The 19,167-nt window shown below is 69.9% G+C and carries 21 protein-coding genes and 1 pseudogene; 12 read left to right on the forward strand and 10 right to left on the reverse strand.

The genetic code is table 11. The features are described from left to right. The first annotated feature begins 143 nt into the window (after positions 1 to 143). Entirely contained in the window at positions 144 to 710 is a 567-nt protein-coding gene (locus ACZ4UU_RS05745; RefSeq protein ID WP_468036756.1) for a Uma2 family endonuclease, read from the forward strand. A 231-nt stretch (positions 711 to 941) separates the two neighbouring features. Here ACZ4UU_RS05745 and ACZ4UU_RS05750 read toward each other — a convergent pair whose 3' ends face one another. Then, positions 942 to 1,661, reverse strand: a complete 720-nt coding sequence (locus tag ACZ4UU_RS05750) for a hypothetical protein (protein ID WP_468037867.1) — start codon at positions 1,659 to 1,661, stop codon at positions 942 to 944. 93 nt (positions 1,662 to 1,754) lie between these two features. Here ACZ4UU_RS05750 and ACZ4UU_RS05755 point away from each other — a divergent pair, with 93 nt between their 5' ends. Next, the gene (locus tag ACZ4UU_RS05755) at positions 1,755 to 2,327 is read left to right on the forward strand and encodes an ArsR/SmtB family transcription factor (protein ID WP_468036758.1); all 573 of its coding nucleotides are present in this window, start codon (positions 1,755 to 1,757) and stop codon (positions 2,325 to 2,327) included. A gap of 597 nt (positions 2,328 to 2,924) precedes the next feature. On the opposite strand, the gene ACZ4UU_RS05760 is transcribed toward ACZ4UU_RS05755, so the two are convergent. The 3 genes from ACZ4UU_RS05760 to ACZ4UU_RS05770 form a co-directional block, all read right to left on the reverse strand. Beyond that, complete coding sequence (locus tag ACZ4UU_RS05760) at positions 2,925 to 3,416, reverse strand: hypothetical protein (RefSeq protein ID WP_468036760.1); 492 nt, start codon at positions 3,414 to 3,416, stop codon at positions 2,925 to 2,927. Between the two features lie 217 nt (positions 3,417 to 3,633). Then, complete coding sequence (locus ACZ4UU_RS05765; protein ID WP_468036762.1) at positions 3,634 to 4,239, reverse strand: DUF5994 family protein; 606 nt, start codon at positions 4,237 to 4,239, stop codon at positions 3,634 to 3,636. Continuing rightward, positions 4,236 to 4,541 carry a hypothetical protein gene (locus ACZ4UU_RS05770; protein ID WP_468036764.1) on the reverse strand — a complete coding sequence of 102 codons (306 nt, stop codon included), beginning with the start codon at positions 4,539 to 4,541 and terminating at the stop codon, positions 4,236 to 4,238. Before ACZ4UU_RS05770 ends, ACZ4UU_RS05765 begins: the two co-directional genes overlap by 4 nt. Positions 4,542 to 4,923: 382 nt before the next feature. Between ACZ4UU_RS05770 and ACZ4UU_RS05775 the strand changes: the two genes are divergently transcribed. The 3 genes and pseudogenes from ACZ4UU_RS05775 to ACZ4UU_RS05785 all read left to right on the forward strand — a co-directional run. Then, entirely contained in the window at positions 4,924 to 5,913 is a 990-nt protein-coding gene (locus ACZ4UU_RS05775) for an STAS domain-containing protein (RefSeq protein WP_468036766.1), read from the forward strand. Between the two features lie 400 nt (positions 5,914 to 6,313). Continuing rightward, a complete protein-coding gene (locus tag ACZ4UU_RS05780) occupies positions 6,314 to 6,766 on the forward strand; it encodes a DUF5994 family protein (protein WP_468036768.1) in 453 nt (150 codons plus the stop codon). Between the two features lie 27 nt (positions 6,767 to 6,793). Further along, a pseudogene (locus tag ACZ4UU_RS05785) lies at positions 6,794 to 7,024 on the forward strand (serine/threonine-protein phosphatase); the annotation flags it as partial. 110 nt (positions 7,025 to 7,134) lie between these two features. On the opposite strand, the gene ACZ4UU_RS05790 reads toward ACZ4UU_RS05785, so the two are convergent. Continuing rightward, positions 7,135 to 7,617, reverse strand: a complete 483-nt coding sequence (locus ACZ4UU_RS05790) for a DUF5994 family protein (protein WP_468036770.1) — start codon at positions 7,615 to 7,617, stop codon at positions 7,135 to 7,137. Positions 7,618 to 7,873: 256 nt separating this feature from the next. On the opposite strand from ACZ4UU_RS05790, the gene ACZ4UU_RS05795 reads away from it, so the two are divergent. From ACZ4UU_RS05795 to ACZ4UU_RS05825, 7 genes are all read left to right on the forward strand, one after another. Then, on the forward strand, positions 7,874 to 8,155 hold the full coding sequence (locus ACZ4UU_RS05795; protein WP_468036772.1) for a hypothetical protein: 282 nt from the start codon (positions 7,874 to 7,876) through the stop codon (positions 8,153 to 8,155). Beyond that, positions 8,139 to 8,423 carry a hypothetical protein gene (locus ACZ4UU_RS05800; RefSeq protein WP_468036774.1) on the forward strand — a complete coding sequence of 95 codons (285 nt, stop codon included), beginning with the start codon at positions 8,139 to 8,141 and terminating at the stop codon, positions 8,421 to 8,423. The genes ACZ4UU_RS05795 and ACZ4UU_RS05800 overlap by 17 nt, the downstream gene beginning before the upstream one ends. Before the next feature lie 495 nt (positions 8,424 to 8,918). Continuing rightward, a complete protein-coding gene (locus ACZ4UU_RS05805) occupies positions 8,919 to 9,122 on the forward strand; it encodes a cold-shock protein (RefSeq protein WP_004986771.1) in 204 nt (67 codons plus the stop codon). 230 nt (positions 9,123 to 9,352) lie between these two features. Beyond that, on the forward strand, positions 9,353 to 10,846 hold the full coding sequence (locus tag ACZ4UU_RS05810; protein WP_468036776.1) for a DEAD/DEAH box helicase: 1,494 nt from the start codon (positions 9,353 to 9,355) through the stop codon (positions 10,844 to 10,846). 48 nt (positions 10,847 to 10,894) lie between these two features. Next, positions 10,895 to 11,242 carry a CBS domain-containing protein gene (locus ACZ4UU_RS05815; RefSeq protein WP_468036778.1) on the forward strand — a complete coding sequence of 116 codons (348 nt, stop codon included), beginning with the start codon at positions 10,895 to 10,897 and terminating at the stop codon, positions 11,240 to 11,242. Positions 11,243 to 11,306: 64 nt separating this feature from the next. Beyond that, complete coding sequence (locus ACZ4UU_RS05820) at positions 11,307 to 11,621, forward strand: SCO5918 family protein (RefSeq protein ID WP_468036780.1); 315 nt, start codon at positions 11,307 to 11,309, stop codon at positions 11,619 to 11,621. A gap of 693 nt (positions 11,622 to 12,314) precedes the next feature. Next, on the forward strand, positions 12,315 to 12,665 hold the full coding sequence (locus ACZ4UU_RS05825) for a helix-turn-helix domain-containing protein (RefSeq protein ID WP_468036782.1): 351 nt from the start codon (positions 12,315 to 12,317) through the stop codon (positions 12,663 to 12,665). 325 nt (positions 12,666 to 12,990) lie between these two features. On the opposite strand, the gene ACZ4UU_RS05830 is transcribed toward ACZ4UU_RS05825, so the two are convergent. The 5 genes from ACZ4UU_RS05830 to ACZ4UU_RS05850 all read right to left on the reverse strand — a co-directional run bounded on the left by ACZ4UU_RS05830 (position 12,991) and on the right by ACZ4UU_RS05850 (position 19,022). Then, the gene (locus ACZ4UU_RS05830; RefSeq protein ID WP_468036784.1) at positions 12,991 to 13,845 is read right to left on the reverse strand and encodes an NAD(P)H-binding protein; all 855 of its coding nucleotides are present in this window, start codon (positions 13,843 to 13,845) and stop codon (positions 12,991 to 12,993) included. Between the two features lie 76 nt (positions 13,846 to 13,921). Next, entirely contained in the window at positions 13,922 to 15,382 is a 1,461-nt protein-coding gene (locus tag ACZ4UU_RS05835) for an FAD-dependent oxidoreductase (protein ID WP_468036786.1), read from the reverse strand. A 188-nt stretch (positions 15,383 to 15,570) separates the two neighbouring features. After that, positions 15,571 to 16,779, reverse strand: coding sequence for a hypothetical protein (locus ACZ4UU_RS05840; RefSeq protein ID WP_468036788.1), 1,209 nt, complete (start codon positions 16,777 to 16,779; stop codon positions 15,571 to 15,573). Continuing rightward, positions 16,776 to 17,783, reverse strand: a complete 1,008-nt coding sequence (locus ACZ4UU_RS05845) for an LLM class F420-dependent oxidoreductase (protein ID WP_468036789.1) — start codon at positions 17,781 to 17,783, stop codon at positions 16,776 to 16,778. The genes ACZ4UU_RS05840 and ACZ4UU_RS05845 overlap by 4 nt, the downstream gene beginning before the upstream one ends. 12 nt (positions 17,784 to 17,795) lie before the next feature. Then, entirely contained in the window at positions 17,796 to 19,022 is a 1,227-nt protein-coding gene (locus ACZ4UU_RS05850; protein WP_468036791.1) for a cytochrome P450, read from the reverse strand. Between the last annotated feature and the right edge of the window lie 145 nt (positions 19,023 to 19,167).

Below are 19,167 nucleotides of genomic sequence, written 5' to 3' on the forward strand. Positions count from 1 at the left end.
GTGCGTCCTGCGGCCCGGGGTTCCGCGGTGGTTCACGTGGCGGGGTGGTGCAGCTCTCACCGGTGTGGCCGGCGTCGCGAACATCAGCAGTACGCTGGGCCCAGCGTGATCGGGCCCGCAGCACAGTGTCCGGGAGGTGCTTCATGACGGCCGAGATGGTGGCCCCGGCATGGATGCATGAGCAGATCACGGCGCAGGAGTACGAGTCCTGGTCCGAGGAGCAGTGCGCCGGCATCGAGATCGTGGACGGGATGGTCGTCGCGAGTCCGAGCGCGTCCAAGCGGCACAACCGGCTGACCCGGATTCTGGCGAACGCCCTTGATACCACCGCGGGCCCGGAGTGGAACGCCGACACGGACTTCGACGTCCGGCTTCAGGACGTTCCGCTCACCAATCGCCGCCCTGACGTCGTCGTGTACCGCGCAGACACGATCGACATCACCCCGACCCGCCCTGAGCACGTGCTGCTGGTCGCGGAGGTGGTGTCGCCGGGCCCGGAGACCACCGACCGGATCGTGAAGGTCGACCAGTACGCCAAGGCAGGCATCGGCTTCTACTGGCGGATCGAGCAGGCCGCGACAGGCGTTCCTCTCGTGTACACCTACGTTCTCGACCCCGCGACGAAGACCTACCGGGACGGAGACGTGTTCACCGGCATCCTCAAAGCAGCGGCCCCCTTCCCGGTGGAGATCGACCTCGGCCAGATCTGACCCACGCGCTGCTCAGCAACCGGCAGCGCGTGAGCGATGCGTGAGCGGACGTTCCGCCACAGGGCGGCATGCGCCGGATCAAGCGGCTCGCCCGCGCTCCTGACCAGGGAAAACAGCACCACACGGCACCGCCAGGCACCCGCAGGCAAGGATTCGATCCCACTCCTTGTTCGCGCGGCCTGAATCATCTCAACTGGCTTACAAGTATTGACGATTGCTCAACGGATGGGTCTACATGTAGGGCCGGATGGCCACCGTGACATCCATGTCGAAGGCGTTCGCCCCCGCCGCGGACGGCAGGCCCAGGGCTCGGTCGAGCGCGCGGCCCACGCGGCCGCAGCCGCTGGTGCCCGGGGCGGCGAACTCCGCGTCCTGGGCACCGAAGGCGGCGACCAGGGGGTCCCTGGATATCACCCGCGTGGGATCCGTGTCCTTGAGCACCAGGTGGACCGCATCCTCATCGCTGCCCACCGAGCAGCCCGACGACGGCAGGGCCGGCAGCCCGCGCACCGAGCCTATGGCGAACTTGATGTCGAACTCGCCGCGCCGGGTGGTGTCGGACAGGAAGTCCGAGTAGCCGCCGTACCGCGGAGTCAGGGTCAACGGGGTGCCTCCCACCCTGATTGGCGCAGCGGCCATCTCCCCGAAGACCTGCCGGAATTCACCGTCTACACGGCCTTCCGCAAAGGTGATCTTCATAGGTTCGGTGAGCGGCTCGTCGATGGCACCCATGCGCAGATGCCCCGTGGCGTGCATGACCTCGCAACGCCAGGTTCCGGGGTCCGCGCCCGCGGGCAGCTCATCAGCGGTCGGACAGGCGGAGAAGTCGAACTCGGCCAGACCCGCGGCCTGTTCGGCTCCGTGCGCGGGTGCGGCGCCCAGGGCAACTCCGACAAGCAGGGCCCCCGCGGCAGCACTTGCGAAGCGGCGGACTGCGCGGTTCAAGGTCACTCGGTTCGGCGTCATACGCCACAGCATTGCAGAGATTTCTCTGCAGAGGAAGGTCTGCAGAGAAACGGCTGCCATCTGGAATAGGCTGCCGCCATGACGAAAGAGCGGAGAGCGGAAGCCGCAGGGCGGCGCACGGTCGACAGTCCCGAGGTTCTCAAGGCCCTCTCGCACCCCCTGCGCCTGCGTATCCTGCGCCACCTCGGCGCGGTGGGCCCGGCCACCTCGACCACGCTGGCCGCCGCCCTCGGCGAGAACACCGGGACGCTCAGCTACCACCTGCGCATGCTGGAACGCAGTGGCCTCATCGAGGACATCCCCGAGCGCTCCACCGGGAGGGAACGCTGGTGGCGCGGGGTGCGCGGGCTCGACATCCGCAGACCGCCGCAGAGTGAGCTGACGGAGGCCGAGCGTGCCGTGTCGGCCGAGCTGGACCGGATGAGGATGGAGGAGGACGTCGAGCTCGCCCGGCAGTTCACCGCCGGACAGGCGGAGTCCGAAGGCTGGATGCGGGGTTCACGCAGCCTCATCCACCTCACGAAGGGTGAGCTGGACGCACTCCATGACGACTATCTGGACCTGCTCGCTCGCTATGCCCGCGGGCCTGAGGACGCCCCCGACGACGCAAGACCCGTACTCCTCCGCTGGTTCGGCCTGCCCGCTGACTGACCGGGCGACGAGTTGAGGGAAGGGGCCAGGTCGGGCCGGCCGGATCCGCTGCCGCCGCGCATGCGCCGCCGCCCGGCCTCAAGACCTGGAACATCCTGACCAGCTTGCGCTGCAGCCCCTCCCGGACGACCGCACGGGTGCGGGCGGCTGGAGCTGCGCGACCGCGAGCTCGGGCCGGCCCTCGGCCGCAACGCCGGGTTCCAGCGGGAAGCCTCGCGAACCCGCCGGAACTTCGGAGGGGTGTTTTCCCTGGCCAGACATCCTGCGCTCGGCGCTTTCGCAGGTCACAGCCCTGCTCAGGGGAAACTCCCGAAGCGGGTGTGTCGCAGGTTCGATTCCTGCCGGGGGCACACGGCGTTACGCCGCTGACCTGGGGCTTCTCCCCCAGCAAGGCGCTTTGTTCCGCCTCGGACTCCTCGTCCGGGGCCGTATGCGTGAGCGGTGCGGGCGGGCAACCGTTCAGGCCGGAACCGACCGTATCCGAGCGGGCGAGCGTGAGCAGATCGAGCCCCAGGGCCGGAAGCCCATGGCGGAGCCGAAGCCGGACCGCCGCCGCCGGAGTGAGCCGCTGAACCGGGGCCCACCCCGCCGAGCGCACTACACCGTGGCGCGTGCTTCCTGCCAGCGAGCGGCGTTCGCCTTGTCGAGACGGTAGAACGCCTCAGCCGGGTAGGTGGAGTCGGGGTCGGTAGCCCACTCGAACTTCATCGGCCAGTTGCCGCGCCCGTAGTGCGCGTGCAGGTGCCGGGTGAAGGCAGCCAGGGCGCCCTTGATCTGACCACGGTCGAGGTTGATGCGCTCGACGAGGGCGGTGGTGCTAAACGCGCGCTCCGGCTCAGCGGCGAGTAGGTCCAGCATGGTCGCAACGCGCTGGATCGACGGCAGCTCCGTGGCGATGAGCGACCTGAAGTTCTCAATGGTCCACTCCTCCACCGGCCAGCTTCCGTCCGGCTCGGCCCCCTGAGTCCCACCGGGCAGCGGACTGCTCATCTCGCTCTCCTTCAGGTCCAGTTCGGCAAGCAGGGCGTAGACACGAGTGACGTACTGAGCAGGGACGGGCACGGAGATGAACTGCTGGTCATGGGACACGACTTCCCCAAACTCCTGCAATGAACAGCCTGTTGACGTCCAGTAGACTGACAGACAGTCCAATGGACTGTCTACTTCTGATGGGCTCGGTCTCCTTTTCCGGCGCTCGAAACAGACCGGCGAACGAGGACATCCCCGAACCGAGAGCACAAGATCGGGCGGTCCGGTCCCGCCCGACGAGCACGGAATGCCGTGATACCGCTGCGGCGCCCTCGCCTTAGCCGATACCGAACCCACCCGCGGCACCGGCCGGACCGGCCTCTCCGGCCCACCGCCACGCGTGAGCGAGGCGTGAGCTGACGGCAGCCCGCGCGGCAGCGCCAGGCACCACCCGGGAAGGATTTGATCCCACTCCTGATGCGGGTGTCGCGGGTTCGAATCCTGCCGGAGCACGATCTGCGTAGCAGGTGAGAGTGGGTGGCGGCCCTTCGTTCCATTCGCGATCTCGCCGACACTCACCCATCGGGGACTGGACTCCGTGCACGCAGCGCGTAGAGCGGCACCGGCGGGAAGCGCGCCAGCCAGCCACTGACTGGACGCCGTGTCCCGGAGCGAGCAGGCAGACGGTGTGTTCGGCTCGTGGCGAGTCCGTCCGGCGCAGGTGCACCATCCGGTCCGCGACCAGCATCCCGTCCCCGGGCAACGACCACACCGTCCCGTTCACGAGCACACTGCTGATGCGTCCCCAGTGGTGCGGCAACCCGGCAAGCAGTCCGGGGAGTTCGGCGGTCAGGTCGTACGACCTCGGCCGCAGCCGGGCGGAAGGCGGGTGGAGCGCGGCAGGGCCGGGCGCCGACCGCAGCCCGGCAGGCGCACGCGTCACACAGTCTCGCCCGGATGCGTCCGGTCGACGGGCGGCCTGCTGTTGTCCAGCCAGGAACGGAGTGGGCCGGCGCCCCGCGCGGGGTCGAGCGTGAGGTGCAGACGTGTCCCTCGCCCCGACGTGAACGCCGGATAGCTGCGCTGCTCGCCCCCGGCGAACAGCAGCCGGAGAGCGTCCGCGACGTGCCGGGCCGCTTCGGCATCCATGGAGACGATGCGCACCTCGACCGTGCCTCCGGCGGGAGCGTCGTCCGGGACGTTTTCAGCCAAGGGTGAGTGCGACTGCAGGAATTCGGTGGTCATGATCGGCACCTGCCCCGGGCCGTGGAAACGGCTCGTGTCGTGTCGCGCGGCCCTACAGCGCCGCGCGCCGAGGACGAGACCAGTCCTGTCACCGGAGTACGAAGTACCCTCGACTCTCTCCACCGTACTCCTGGGCACCCTCGCTGCGGCCGCTTCCCGCCTCGGCGACGTACGGTGGGAGGTACCGAGGGCATCACGCACTCCGGCCGCCACGCCGGGTCGTCCTCGGCGAGAAAGGAAAACCCGAGCCACCCCAGCGGTCGGCGCGGAGACGGGTCGGCATCATGTCCGCCGCGGTCGGAGCAACTCCGGGCACGCCCGTCATGGCCGCCCGCGTACCGCGTGCCCGCACCGGCCCGCGCTTCTGCCGAGGGGAGGCGTGATGGTCCTTTCCCGGCTGGACATCCACCGGCGGAACCGAGGTGAGGGGGCACTCGTCACGCTCGCCGGTGCGATCGGACCGGCCACGGCACCGCTGCTGCGGGCCGCACTGGAGCAGTGTCTGCGCGACGGCGTCACCGTCATCGACGTCGACCTGACCACGGTCGGCTCCTGCGACGCCAGGGGCCTGGACGTCTTCCTGTCGATGTCACAGCGCGCCGGCCGGGTGCACACCTCCCTGCGACTGCACCACCCGTGCGCACAGATCACCCAGCTCCTCGCCGTCACCGGCTCCACCCCCCTGCTCCTCGCGGCCCCCACGGATCCCGTGCCACCCGCGCTGCCCCGCGACCTCTTGGCAGCGGCTTCCTCGGGTCCGTCGGCCGACCGAAAGCGGACGCCTGAGGACACTGCTCGCAAACCGGTCCCCAAGGACGGAATCCGCCTGCGTCGGCTGACCCGTTGGCAGACCGAAGGAGTGGAGCAGGACATCGCGGACCTGGCCATGGCGTCCGTCGCGGACACTCCCGGTGCCTCGTTCCACGGCCGGGGAGAGTTCCTGCGCCACCTGGCCGTCAGTGCCAGGCGGCCCGGCTTCGCGCTGCTGGTCGCCGAGACGACGGTGCTGGTCGGTTGTGCCTACGGCTTTCCGCTCGGCCCGGACGGCCCCGGCCGGCGAGGGTTCGACCGATTGCTGCAGGAGAGCATCCAACGGCTCACCACATACGCACGGTTCGTCGTCCTCACTCAGGTCGTCGCCCGCCCGCACGCTCAGCGCCGCGACATCGCTCGCCGACTGCAACAGCGCCTGCTCACCGACCGGCACACCGCCCTCGGAGTCGCTCTGCTCCATCCGGCCGACCAGGCCGGACAGGCCGCATTCGAGTCCTGGGGCTGGCAGAACATGGGGCAGGTCGTCGGGCTGTCCGGCCCCATAGCCCCCTGCGTGCTGACCCTGCCCCTGGAGAGCCCCTCACCGGCAGGCCGGTGATCAGACCGCTGTCGTCGATGATCCGGCAGGCCGTACCGGCCGCGGCAGTCACGCCACCCGCCGTCTGCAGTACGGATGCGCCCTCAGCAGACCGCGGCAGTCACGCCACCCGCCGTCTGCAGTACGGATGCGCCCTCAGCAGACCGCGGCAGTCACGCCACCCGCCGTCTGCGGTACGGATGCGCCCTCAGCAGGGCGGTCGCGCCCCGGGTCGTCCTCCACGGCCGGGAGTACTCTGGCAGTCACCGAGAGCTTTTCGGCCGCACGAACACGGCGAGGCCGTTCCCGGCGAGTGACAGACGCGGGCAGCCGAGGGTGCCGCCCGGGACGGGACCGCACGATGGACACCATCACAAGGCCCGCCGAAGGCACACCACCAGGTGACGGGCATACCTACCGGATGCCCTTGCCCCGTCTGAGCCTCACGCCGGGCGTCAGCCACGGCCCGCTGGACGGAGCGTGGTGGCCGCGCTGCGACGCACTGGAACTGGAGCTGCCCGCGCTGGTCGGCTCACTGGACCCGGCCGTCGGGACCGTCACCAGGGTCACCGTGGACCCCGCGTCCTGGCCCGATGCCCCGCGGAAGGTGATGGCGCCCGGCCACGTGATCGAGGTGGTCCAGAGCGACCTCGCCGCCGAAGCGCATGCCATCACCCTGGACTGCAGCACCACGGGACGTTGGGAACTGCTGGTCATCCCACCCGACGAGCCGGCCGGAGCAGCCACCCGGATGCTGACCGCCGCCGCCGACCCCGAGAACCCGCTGTCGGCTCCACGCATCCTGGCACTCGCCGAGAACGGCCTCGACGGAGAAGCCACATGGGAGTCGGAAGGAGGCCCCGGACTCAGGTGAGAGGCCCGGCGCGGTCGTCGGACCCATGTTCTCGACCGCGCCCACGAGCTTCCTCCCCATCTCATCGGGCCCTTGGTCTCCGACGTGGAGCGATTGGGGGGCCGCCGTCCGCAGGTTCTGCTGCAGGACTACGGCCGGCTGATGCTCGTACCCCTGCCCGGCGAGGGCCTCGCGGGCGGGGAGCCGCGGCTGATCGACGACTCTGACACCGGACGCTGCTTTCTCGAAGCGGTCTGCGTCGAGGTGTCCGACGACGGCCAATGGTCCACCTGCCGCTGCTGGCGGCGGTGACCAACCAGCTGGAGAGAACCGGCCGCGGGGTCCATCGCCGTCGTCCGTCGGCCTCGGCCGAGGGACGGCACGGCTCGTCAGTCGGACGGCCCGTGCCCGCTCCCGGTGTCGATGAGGATCTGTTCCGCCTGGCTGATGTTGTCGGCCCGGACGGCCTGGGCCATCGCGGCATGTGCGGCCTCCGGTGTCGCGTGCGGCGGGACCACCAGCAGTGAGAACACGTCCTGGTCGCCGCGGGTGATCAGGACAGTGTCGTCGCCCACCGGGAAGGAGTCGATGTGCACCACCTGGTCGTCGACGACGATCCGCGTCGGGAGCCCTTCCCAGGCAGCGGAGTCCAGCCCGACGCGCGTCACGGGGCCGAGATGTGCGATGAGAGCGCTCAGCAGCGCGGGCAGCTCGGCACCGATGTCGCGCGACCGCGGCCACCACGCACCGTCCAGGACACCTTCACGCGACTCCGTCGTCTCCAGCCGGAGCAGCGCACATCCGGGCCGCACGGCCGCGTGGACGCCACTCGGCAGATGCCAGGAAACAGGGGGTGAATCGGAGTCGGTCATCAGGGACCACCCGTCTTCCGGAACCGGTGCGAACACGGGACCCGCCTCGCCCCTATCACGCTACTCCGTGGCGCCGGCGGTGCCGGAAATCTCCGGGATCGGCCCGACCCCGGTACCTGCGTCGACGTGGGAATCACTGTCGCGGCATACGCTTCAGGGTATGGGCGTATGCGGAAGCGCGGCGGCAGCCGGACGCCGGACGTTCCGAGCGGTGGCTGCACCATGTCCTCAGCGCCACCGCCCGCAGGAGGTACCCGTGGACGTCCATTGGCGGCGCCGAGGTGGTGCGTCGCTGCTCACCTCGACCGGGCAGCGCAGATGCCCCGCCGACCGCGACGGTGACCGTCTCCGTCTCACCATCGACCGGCAGACACGCCTCACAGCCCGCCCAGTCCTGGCCGGCATCCAGCGGATCAGCCAGGCCGCGACGCGGACGAGGTGTGAACAGGACTTCGACGGCTACGAAGCCTGCCGTCCCTGTCAGGCCCGCACCGTCGGCCACGAGCCCGAGAGCGACAGCCATGACGACACTCCGTGAACGCAAGACCTACCGCAAAGCGATCCTCCGAGCCCTGTACGGGGCAGTCGAACGCAATCGTCCCGAGGTCAGTGGCGCGACACTCCGTGACGAGGTCGGCCTTCCCGACGCAGACCTCTCCGCAGCCTGCGCCTACCTGGCCGACGCGGGCCTGATCACCGTCGACTGGACATCGCACAAGACTCCCGCCACCGCCTCGCTGACCCATGAGGGCATCCGCTTCATGGAGGAGGAAGAAGAGTCGGCCGCACCCACTCACGGTGACTGACGCGGCGCCCGGCCGCTCCCTGCAGAAGCCTTCCGGACGTCACAGGAGGTTGCGGTTGCGGGTGCGTGCGGTCCCGCCCGACCTCCTGCCGGCTACCGGCCGTCGCGCTCTTCGCGGGGGATGTGACCTTCATCGCGGTAGCGGAGTTTCGGCGCGTTCGGCGCTGTGCCATCCGCTGACGATGGTGGCAGCGGCACATCTCCCGTCGGCGGAGGTCATGGGGCTGTGGGCGGAAGTACACGGCAGAAGGGCCGCTCCGCGAAGAGCAATATCTATGTCCGCGACATGAGAAATAGACGCCGGGCACGGCAAGTATTCCTCGACCGTCGACCCGATCGGAATTATCGACCGCGCAGGGCCGGTTGCACCGTGCTACTGTCGATCTCAGTTGCAGGTGTGGTTGCCAGAAGGTTCATTTCCGACGGGGTAATCATCACGGCGACACGGAATTCGCACAGGGCGAATTCCTGACACCGCCTCCGAGGGAGAAATGACATGGCTACTGGCACCGTGAAGTGGTTCAACGCGGAAAAGGGTTTCGGCTTCATCGAGCAGGACGGCGGCGGCGCCGACGTCTTCGCCCACTACTCGAACATCGCCGCCCAGGGCTTCCGTGAGCTGCTGGAAGGCCAGAAGGTGTCGTTCGACATCGCTCAGGGCCAGAAGGGCCCGACGGCCGAGAACATCGTTCCCGCCTGACACCGGCGCTGACGCAGACTTCGCAGCTGGGGCCCGCACCTCTGGGGTGCGGGCCCCAGCTCGCTGCTTTTCTGGGCGCGCGACGGGAAGCTCCACCGCATCACCGACCCGGTGAAACATTCCCCGTCGCTCCGACTCGCCCACATCGGCTTTGGCTCGTCTCGAAATTCTCTGCGCCGCTCATCTGCTGCGGGAATTCCTTGCTACGTGCCCATCAAGGAAGGTTCCGCATGCAGCGTGCCCGCACATCCCGCACATATGACCGCTTCGGAGGAGGCGCCGGCGTCAGCCGCTCCGGTGGTCCGCGCCGTTCCAAAGGCCACGGAAATCGACAGCCCGGACGAGCCGTACAGGGCGAGTTCGCGCCTCCGAAGACGATCACACCCCCGCTGCCCGCCGTCGAGTCGTTCGCCGATCTCGCCATGCCCGCACGGCTGTTGGCCGCGCTCGGCCACGAAGGCGTGACCGTACCTTTCCCGATCCAGGCGGCGACCCTGCCGAACTCCCTGGCCGGTCGTGACGTACTCGGCCGTGGCCGCACCGGCTCGGGCAAGACCCTCGCCTTCGGCCTCGCCGTACTGGCCCGTACGGCGGGGCGGCGCGCCGAGCCACGGCAGCCGCTCGCCCTCGTCCTCGTCCCCACCCGCGAGCTCGCCCAGCAGGTCACCGACGCGCTCACTCCGTACGCCCGCTCCGTGAGCCTGCGGATGGCGGCCGTCGTCGGAGGGATGTCCATCGGCAGGCAGGCCGGTGCGCTGCGTGCCGGGGCCGAGGTGGTCGTCGCGACACCCGGGCGACTCAAGGACCTCATCGGCCGGGGCGACTGCCGGCTGGACGATGTCGCCGTCACGGTCCTCGACGAGGCCGACCAGATGGCCGACATGGGCTTCATGCCCCAGGTCACCGCCCTGCTCGACCAGGTACGTCCCGACGGGCAGCGGATGCTCTTCTCGGCCACCCTGGACCGCAACGTCGACCTGCTGGTCCGCCGCTACCTGACGGATCCGGTCGTGCACTCCGTCGACCCGTCAGCGGGCGCGGTCACCACGATGGAGCACCACGTACTCCATGTTCACGACGCGGACAAGCACCGGACGACCACCGAGATCGCGGCGCGAGACGGTCGAGTGATCATGTTCCTCGACACCAAGCACGCGGTGGACCGGCTGACCAAGCACCTGCTGAGCAACGGCGTCCGCGCCGCGGCCCTGCACGGTGGCAAGTCCCAGCCGCAGCGCACGCGGACCCTGGCCCAGTTCAAGAGCGGGCATGTGACGGTCCTGGTGGCCACCAACGTCGCGGCGCGCGGGATCCACGTCGACAACCTCGATCTCGTCGTCAATGTGGATCCGCCCAGCGACCACAAGGACTACCTGCACCGGGGCGGTCGTACGGCCCGTGCGGGCGAGTCCGGCAGCGTCGTCACCCTGGTGACCCCTGATCAGCGTCGCGGCATGAGCCGGCTGATGACCGCGGCGGGCATCACCCCCCGGGTCGCCCGGGTGCGGTCGGGCGAGGCGGAGCTCAGCCGCATCACAGGTGCCCAGGCCCCTTCGGGTGTCCCGGTCGTCATCACCGCGCCGGACGCGGAACGTCCCCGCGGCACGTCTTCCTCGTCCCGGGGCCGTCGGGGCCGCGGGGGCCATGCCGGGCAGGTCCGGCCTGTCGGCGAAGCGGCGCGCCGCAGGGCGCAGCGGCGGCCCGGCTTCAGCTCGGCCGCGTAGAGCCGTTGTGATCACCAGCCCATCCCTTCCGGTAGGTAGGAGGCACCTATGACGACGGCTCAGGCGCAGCACCAGGTAGCGGATCGCTCCCCCAGGCAAGTGGTTGACGACAGGGGCACGTCCGGTCCCCGGGTCCGTGACGACATGACGGTCGAGGTGGCTCTGTCCCTCATGGCCGGAGCCCGTGTCGATCACCTCGTCCTGTGCGACGGGGACGACCAGAGCACGGGCCTGATCACCCTGACCCGGCTCGCCGTTCTCCGCGGCAGCCCCACCTACACGGACCGGATCCGCCTACGGGACATCCTCGACGGACCGTTCACCGCGCCCAGTGCTCGGCCCGATGCCCTCGGTGAGCATGGCCGGACCCCGGGCGTCCTCACCCTCGCCCGCTGATCCGCCTCGCCCGCTGATCTGCCTCGCCCGTTCGGCCCGTTCCCCTTCTCCTCTGTGAGGCATCATGCGCTGTGTCATCGCCCGGTACCCGTTCGAGCTCACCAAGAACGAGGTGCTGGCCTTGATGAAGGGCATCACTCCCGAGCTCGTCGCGGGTGAGTCCGTGACCATCGGCCGCCGCCGCTACCCGGTCAAGCAAGTGGGCCAGGTCATCACCCGACAGGACCGCCGCGACTTCACCAGCGGCGAAGTCGTCCGGGCCATGACCCGCCTCGGTTTCACCTGCCACGCCCACCCCGACGCCGCGCCGGTGCGCGTCCCCACTCCGTTCCAGACCGCTTCGGCGCTGCTCGGAGGCACCGCCACCCCTCAGGTGTGAACACAGGCGGAAGACCGCCATCAAGGACCCGGTGAGGGCCCTGCCGACGCGCGTCGGCAGGGCCCTCACCGTCGTATCGCCGCCCGTACACGGCCACGCTCTCGCCGCCCACGGCTACGTGTTCCACCCGTCATCGCAGGCCACAGGAGACCTGTGGCCCCTGAGCGCCAAAATCTACTCTTGCCAGAGTAGACATCACCTCCTGGCACGGTTAGTCTTTTTTTCGTTGACACGGTCGAGCGAGACCCGGCAGACACGAACTGGCGGGTAGCAGTACGTAAGTTCGCAGGTCAGTCCGGCTCTGGAGCTCCGAAGCCAAGGTGTTCGCAGAACGGTGACGGGGCTGAGAGCCGGACTGGGCAGCCCGCAGGTCGAGGGGCTGCCGAAAGCATCACCGAGCAGTACCGCAGTACCCGTTCATCAAGTGGTCGGTCAAGAGAAAGGACGGAGGAGCAGACGCCATCAGGATCGCCCGGCCCGGGAAGCTCTCGGTCCGGGTACCGCAAGACCCCGGAATGGATGGTGGTCCCCGGTCACGCAGCCGCGATCCCCGCACCCCTCCCCTCGCAGGGCCGGGTAGCGGAAACAGAAGGTCGGCAGAGCATCAGCGCCGACAGATGGTGTTGAATTTCCTTCGGGGCCCTGGTGCCGTACGGCACCAGGGCCCCTCGACGCGTTGCACAACGAGGTGACATGGCAGCAGATACTCCACTCAACGGTCGTCTGGACGACGACGACTACCCCGCATACACCATGGGCCGGGCCGCCGAAATGCTCGGCACCACCCCGGCCTTCCTCCGAGCCATCGGTGAGGCTCGCCTGATCACTCCACTGCGCTCGGAGGGCGGACATCGCCGCTACTCCCGCTACCAACTGCGGATCGCCGCCCGCGCCCGCGAGCTCGTCGACCGGGGAACCCCGATCGAGGCTGCTTGCCGCATCGTCATCCTCGAGGACCAGCTCGAGGAGGCTCAGCGCATCAATGCCGAGTACCGCCGTGCCGCGAACGAAGCGGCCGACCGTCCCAGTCACGGTTCGAGTTGATCACCTGGCACGGGCAGGGGGAAAGGAGCCGTTCTTCGCGGACCTGGACCTGACATTTTCCTGCGGAGTGCATCACCTCGGCCTGACGGCTCGCGAGCGCCTCGCCCTCCCCGCCACCGACGATCTCGATCTTCCAGGTCACGCTGAGCGATTCGCGTTGACCCCGTGCCGTATCCACGGCATTCCTCGCTTCCGCCGGTGGGGTCGTACCGACCGGAGCACGCCCTGGCCCGGGTCGGCAGCCTCTGGCCAGTTGTCGGCCCGGGGAACCGGAAGGAGCCGTACCCGTCCTGGGTGCGGCTCCTTCGTGTCGGAGGTCCGGGCGTCAGGCCGCGGTGAACGCCGTGCGGTGTTCCGCCGCCCAGTCGGCGAAGGTCGTCGCGGGGCGGCCGGTGACGCGGGCCACCGTGTCCGTCACCGGAGCGGCGGTGCCGACCGAGCCCGCGTACGTGCCGAGTACGGAGTCGACGAGGCCGGGTACCCCGAACGCACCGTACTGGGCTTCCAGTTGAGCCCGAGCGGCATCGCCGACCAGGTCGACGACCGATACCGGACGCCCGAGCGCCGCCGCGATCAGCTCGACCTGCCGGCGCTGTGTCATGGACTCCGGGCCGGTGAGGGCGTACGTCGCGTCCTCGTGGCCGTCGGACAGCAGGGCCTGGACGGCGACCGCCGCGATGTCACGCTCGTGGATCGGGGACACCGTGCTCTCGGCGTACGGGACGCGGACCTCACCGCTCTCACGGATCGCGGGGGCCCACTGCAGCACGTTGCTCGCGAACGCGGCCGGCCGCAGCACCGTCCGGGCCAGACCACTGTCCCGCACCGCCTGTTCGACTGACAGATGCATGAGCCCGATCGGATTGGCGGTCACATCGGGCTCGCTCACCGCGGCCGACGACAGCAGCACCACGTGCCGGACCCCGGACGCCTTGGCTGCCTGCAGGAAGTCGGCGACGCCGGACGGGTTGGGGAACAGGAAGAGCTTCTCCACGCCGGACAGCGCGTCCCCGAACGAGCCGGGGTCGCCCAGGTCCCCGGCGCGTACGTCGACGCCCGCAGGCAGTCGGGCGGTCTTCGGGTTCCGGGACGTGGCCCGCACCGGGGCATCGGCCGCGAGCAGCAGCTCGACGACGTTGCGGCCGACGTTACCGGTCGCGCCGGTCACCAGAATGGTCATGAGGTGGATCTCCTACGTGTGTGGGGGGGGGAGGAGCAGGGCAGCGCACACGAGCGGCGGCCAGGCCGGCCTCCGGTCAGGTCCGGGATGCGCCGAACCAGCGGCGGAGCGCTTCCGTGAGCGGTGTGCCGGATGCCCAGCAGATGTAGCCGTCGGGGCGCACCAGAACGGCCTCGGTGGCGAGGCCGGGCAGTTCCGGTACTTCCACGCCGTCCACGCGGCCCGCCCAGGGCGCCGCCTCGGCGAGGAGTTCCGTGCGCGTGGTCAGCAGGACGCCGTGCCCCTGGTGGAACAGTTCACCGGCCCAGCGGCCGTCCGGCAGGGCGAAGTCGGTGAGCCGGGCGCCGACGGGCTCGTCGTCCCCGAGGTCGTAGCGGATGGAGAGCCCGGAGATCGCCCCGCCGAGCAGGCGGTTGGCCTCCGGTAGCTTGATCAACTGGGCGAAGATCTCCCGCAGCGCCTCGTGTTCGACGCCCTTCTGGCCGAGAGCCACCTGGGCGCGGGTGTTGGTGAGGACGGCGGCGCCCACCGGGTGGCGTTCGCCGTGGTAGGTGTCGAGCAGCCCATCGGGGGCCCAGCCGGCGATCTCGGCGGCCAGTTTCCAGCCCAGGTTCATCGCGTCCTGCACGCCGGTGTTGAGCCCCTGTCCGCCGAGCGGCAGGTGGACGTGCGCGGCGTCGCCCGCGAGGAAGGCCCGTCCGACGCGGTAGTGCTCCGCGAGACGGGAGGCGTCGCTGAACCGGGAGGCCCAGCGCACCTCCTTGACCTCGGTCTCCGCTCCGTAGAACTCCTGGATCGCCGCGACGACCTCGTCCTCCGGCACCTTGGCGCGCTGGTCGCTGATCACCTGGTCGGCGACGCTGTAGAAGATCCGGTAGACGTTGTCCGACTCCTTGCCGATCGGGAAGATGTTCGCGAACGACCCGTCCGGACGCATCCGGGGCGAACCCTTGGTGTCCCAGGTCGTCGCGATTCCCTCGCCGGTGACGCCCAGGACGACGTCGGAGACGGTGCCGAACCAGCGCGCGTCCAGCCCGGGGAACTCGACCCCGAGTTGTTTGCGGATGAAGCTCCGGCCACCGTCGCAACCCGCCAGATAGCGCGCCTCGACCCACTTTCCCCCGGCCTGGACGCGGACCCGCTCGTCGTCCTGCTCGATGCCGGTGACCTCCGAGTTCCACTGGACCCGCACGCCCAGGGCGGCGAGGTGGTCCTCCAGCACCTTTTCGACCTCGGCCTGCGGAATGGCGACCTGGTACGGGTAACGGGAGTCCCAGCCGTCCAGCGTCAGCGGCACGGGCAGGTGCGCGAAGTGGGTGGTCTCCAGGCGGGCCCTGGCCTGCTCCTGCGCACCGTCGAGCATGCCGCGCAGGGCCAGCATCTCCGCGGTGCGGGGGTGGAGGTTCAGAGCCCGGCTCTCGCCGGTCCGGCCGGGGCCCTTGTCGAGCAGGGCCACACGTGCGCCGGTGAGGGCCAGCTCGTGGGCCAGCGTCAGACCGGTCGGTCCGGCACCCACCACGATCACGTCAGCGTCCATCACGGGTTCCTCTCTGCCTTTTCGGTTCCGAACACCGTTCTATCAGTGAACAGCGTTTTCCTACAAGTACGTCGTTCTCTCAAGCTCCGAGGAAGTGCCGAGCACGTGCCTCATGGGGCGAGCGCGTGCTCCCGGGGGCCGTGAGGACGCTGAGGGGCGCGACCGCGACTACGTTCGCGGCGGGCGGGTCACCAGCTGTGGGTGGGGGCCATGCCCCACGCGTCCAGCTCCGCCTCGACCAGCCCCTGGCCGACCGACACACCGGCGGACTGGAAACCGATGGACACCGTCGCACCGGCCCTGAGGACGAAGCAGTTCATCCGGCCGGGAGGACCTCCGGCGCCCGACACCGTGCGGAAGAGGACGCCCAGGGCCGGGCCGAACGCGTCTCTGGCCTCCGGCAGCATCTCGCCGGCGTTGGACAGCGCGGCGTCGGTCTGCGGATAGCCGGTGAGGTGCCGCCCGACCACCTCGGCGTACACCGCCTTGCTCAGCCGGCGGATGTGCGCCAGGTCGGTGTAGCGCCCGCGCAGGCCGTCCAGCCGCAGCGTGGCGATCCCGACCATGTTGGACGACTCCAGGTCGTCGGGCCGCCGGAAGCTCACGGGCAGCCCGACCGTGAACGGCCCGCCCTCCTCGGTGGTGCCCCGCGCCGCGCGCAGGATGTTCGCGGTCATGGCGAGCATCAGCCCCGTCACGCTGCCTCCGCCGCTCTCCGCCACCCGCTCGGCCTCGGCGGCCGACACGGTGAAGGCGAGCCGGGAGCGGACGGGCGCGGCGCCGGCTGCCTGCGGGGAACGCCCCAGCAGCATCCGGCCGGCGGTGGCGGGCACCTCGGCGACCTTGTCGCGCAGCCGGGACAGTGCCAGCCGGGAGTACGTCCACAGGCCCTCGGTCACCACGTCGGTGAGGTCGTCGACCAGCGACGGCTGCCCGGAGCGCCACTGCCGAGCGGCCTCCCGCGCGGCGAGCGTGGCCGCGCCGATGAGACCCTGACCGTCGGTCAGCGCGTGCGACCCCACCAGGGACACCACGGAGGTGCCGTCGGCGACATGCGCCGCGCTCAGTTCCCAGCCGCGGCCCGCGTGGGCGTCGAGGTCCACCCGGCAGGCGGCGTCGGCCCAGTCCATCACCTCCTCGGCGGCGATCGTCCGGGGGGAGACCCGCAGGGGGGCGCAGTCGGTGTGCCGCTCCCAGACCGGACGGGCCAGCGGCAGCCGGGCCGCCCGCATCCGGCGGTTCAAGGGGCCCTGGGCCAGGTTGGCGTGGAACTTCCGCAACGCCTCGGGAGCCGGTCGGCTCCGCACCCGCCAGAGCAGTTGCACCGGGGGCTGGACCCTCAGCTGTTGCATCAGTACATCGCCTCCGGTGAAGCGCTGCGATCCGGCCATGGTCATGTCGTCGTTCCCGCCTCGCACGGGAGCCCGACCAGCGGGGCCAGCGTGCGCCCCGCCAGCGCGATGGCGCCGGGATCGTGCGCGTTGACGAGCATGTTGGCCATGAGCCCGTCGACGCCGTGGCACAGCACCCGCGACCGGAGCTGCTCGGTGACCTCGGCCGGAGTGCCGACGAAGAACCGGTCGGTCGCCGCGGCGCGCTCGGAGTCCGTCAGCTCCGCCACGTCCACGCCCGACCTGACCAGCGCCTCCTCCAGCAGCTTGCGGGCCCGGTCGCCGTCCTCGTCGATGATCAGCGGCGTGGCGAAGCTGGTCTCCAGCGTCGCCGGATCCCGGCCGGCCTCGGCGCATCGCGCCCGCACCGCGGCCATCTTCTGTTCCAGCTGCGAAGGGGAGCAGATGATGTTGAGGTGGTCGGCGTGCCGGGCGGCGAAGGCGAACGTCTTCTTCTCGCCGCCTCCTCCGATCAGCAGCGGCAGGTCCTCCCGGAGCCGGGGCTCGTTGATGGCGCCCTCGGCGCGGAACCAGCGCCCCTCGACTCGCGGCCGCGCCCCGCGCAGCATCGGGACGACGACTGCGAGCGCCTCCTCGAACCGGCCGAAGCGCTCGGCGAGCGTACCGAACTCGTAGCCGTACTCGCGGTGTTCCTGCTCGTGCCAGCCGGCACCGACGCCCAGCACGGCGCGCCCTTGGCTGATCACATCGAGCGTCGTGACCATCTTGGCCAGCAGGGCGGGATTGCGGTAGCCGATGCCGGTCACCATGGTCGAGAGCTGCACCCGGCTGGTGACCGCGGCCAGCGCCCCGAGCAGGGTGTAGGCCTCGAGCATCGGACCGTCGGGCGGGCCGATCAGCGGCGGCTGGTAGAAGTGGTCCATCGTCGTGACCAGGTCGAATCCCGAGTCCTCCGCGGCCCGCACCTGGGCGACCAGTGCGGGGAAGAGGTCGGTGACCGTCTCCGTGTGATGGAAGTACGGGATGTGGTAGCCGAGACGTATGCTCACGTGCTGGTCCTCCTACCAGGTGACGGGAAGCTCGACGGGGCCGAAGAACTGGCCGAAGTACGTGTAGGGCAGGGCGTCCGCCTCCGCGGCGAGCCGCAGGTCCGGGACGCGGTGGAAGAGACGGTCCAGGATCACCTGGAGCTCGGCGCGCACGATGTTCTGGCCGAGGCACTGGTGCGCCCCGTAGCCGAAGGCGACATGCCGGGTGCCGGGGGTGCGCCCGATGTCGAAGCGGTCGGGGTCGGGGAAGGCGTCGGCGTCGCGGTTCGCCGGCAGGGTGGGAATGAGGACCCCGTCGCCCGCGCGGATGCGGACGCCGCCGATCTCCACGTCCTCCAGCGCCAGCCTGAGCGGCCCGGTGTCGGTGATCGACAGGAAGCGCAGGAGTTCCTCGACCACGGCCGGGGTGCGGGCCGGGTCGGCGATGAGCTCCTTCAGTTGCTCCGGGTCGGACAGCAGGGTGAGTACCGACAGCGAGATCATCGCCGCGCTGGAGGTGTGTCCGGCGATCTGCAACAGCTGCACCAGGCTGGCGAGTTCGAAACGGTCGGCGGTTCCGCCGCGCTCCTGGCGGGACCGCTCGATCTGACGGCTGAGGAAGTCGTCGGACGGGTTCTTCTCCTTGGCCGCGATGACCCTGTCGAGGTGCGCGTGCAGGGCGTCGGCGGCGGCCCGCTGCTCGTCCTCGGTCCGGGCCTCGCGCAGCATCCTCCCCGTGTTGCGCTCGATGGCGTCGAGGTCGTCCGCCGCGACCCCCAGGAACGCCTCGAGCACCAGGGTGGGCACGGGGTTCGCGAGGTGCGCGACGAGGTCGACCGGCCGGTCCGGCTGCTCCAGCATCCGGTCGATGGCGGCGTCGACGATGCCCTGGATCCGCGGCTTCATCGCGTTGATCCTGCGCACGGAGAACTCGCCGAGTACCGCGCGGCGGGCCTGGGAGTGCTCCGGCCCGTCCATGTTCACGAGAAACGGCGAGAAATAAGTCAGCGCCTTGAGCCCGCCCGGAGACAGTTCGGGAAATCCGGGCCGAAGTTTCTCTGAACTGAAACGGACATCGGAAAGCACCGCCCGGGCGTCCTCGTTCTTGGTGATGAGCCAGGCGGGGCGTCCGTCGGACATGCGGACCTGATGCACCCGGCCGCCCGCCTCGTCCAGTTTCCGATAGGTCTCCGGAACGCTGAACGGGCAGGTGCGGAGTATGGGAAATTCCGGGGCGGCGTCGGCTTCGATCTCATTCATGACAATTCCCTTGGGTAAGCCGAGGAGGGATGGCATGAACGTTAGCGCGGCGTTTTTCCCTGCGGGTCAGACCAGAGTCAGCTCTTTGTCAATTCTCGGACCTGGGAAATGCAGAGAACCAGTGACGGAAAAGAACCGGCCCCGG

This window comes from Streptomyces sp. NPDC028907, from assembly GCF_055564995.1.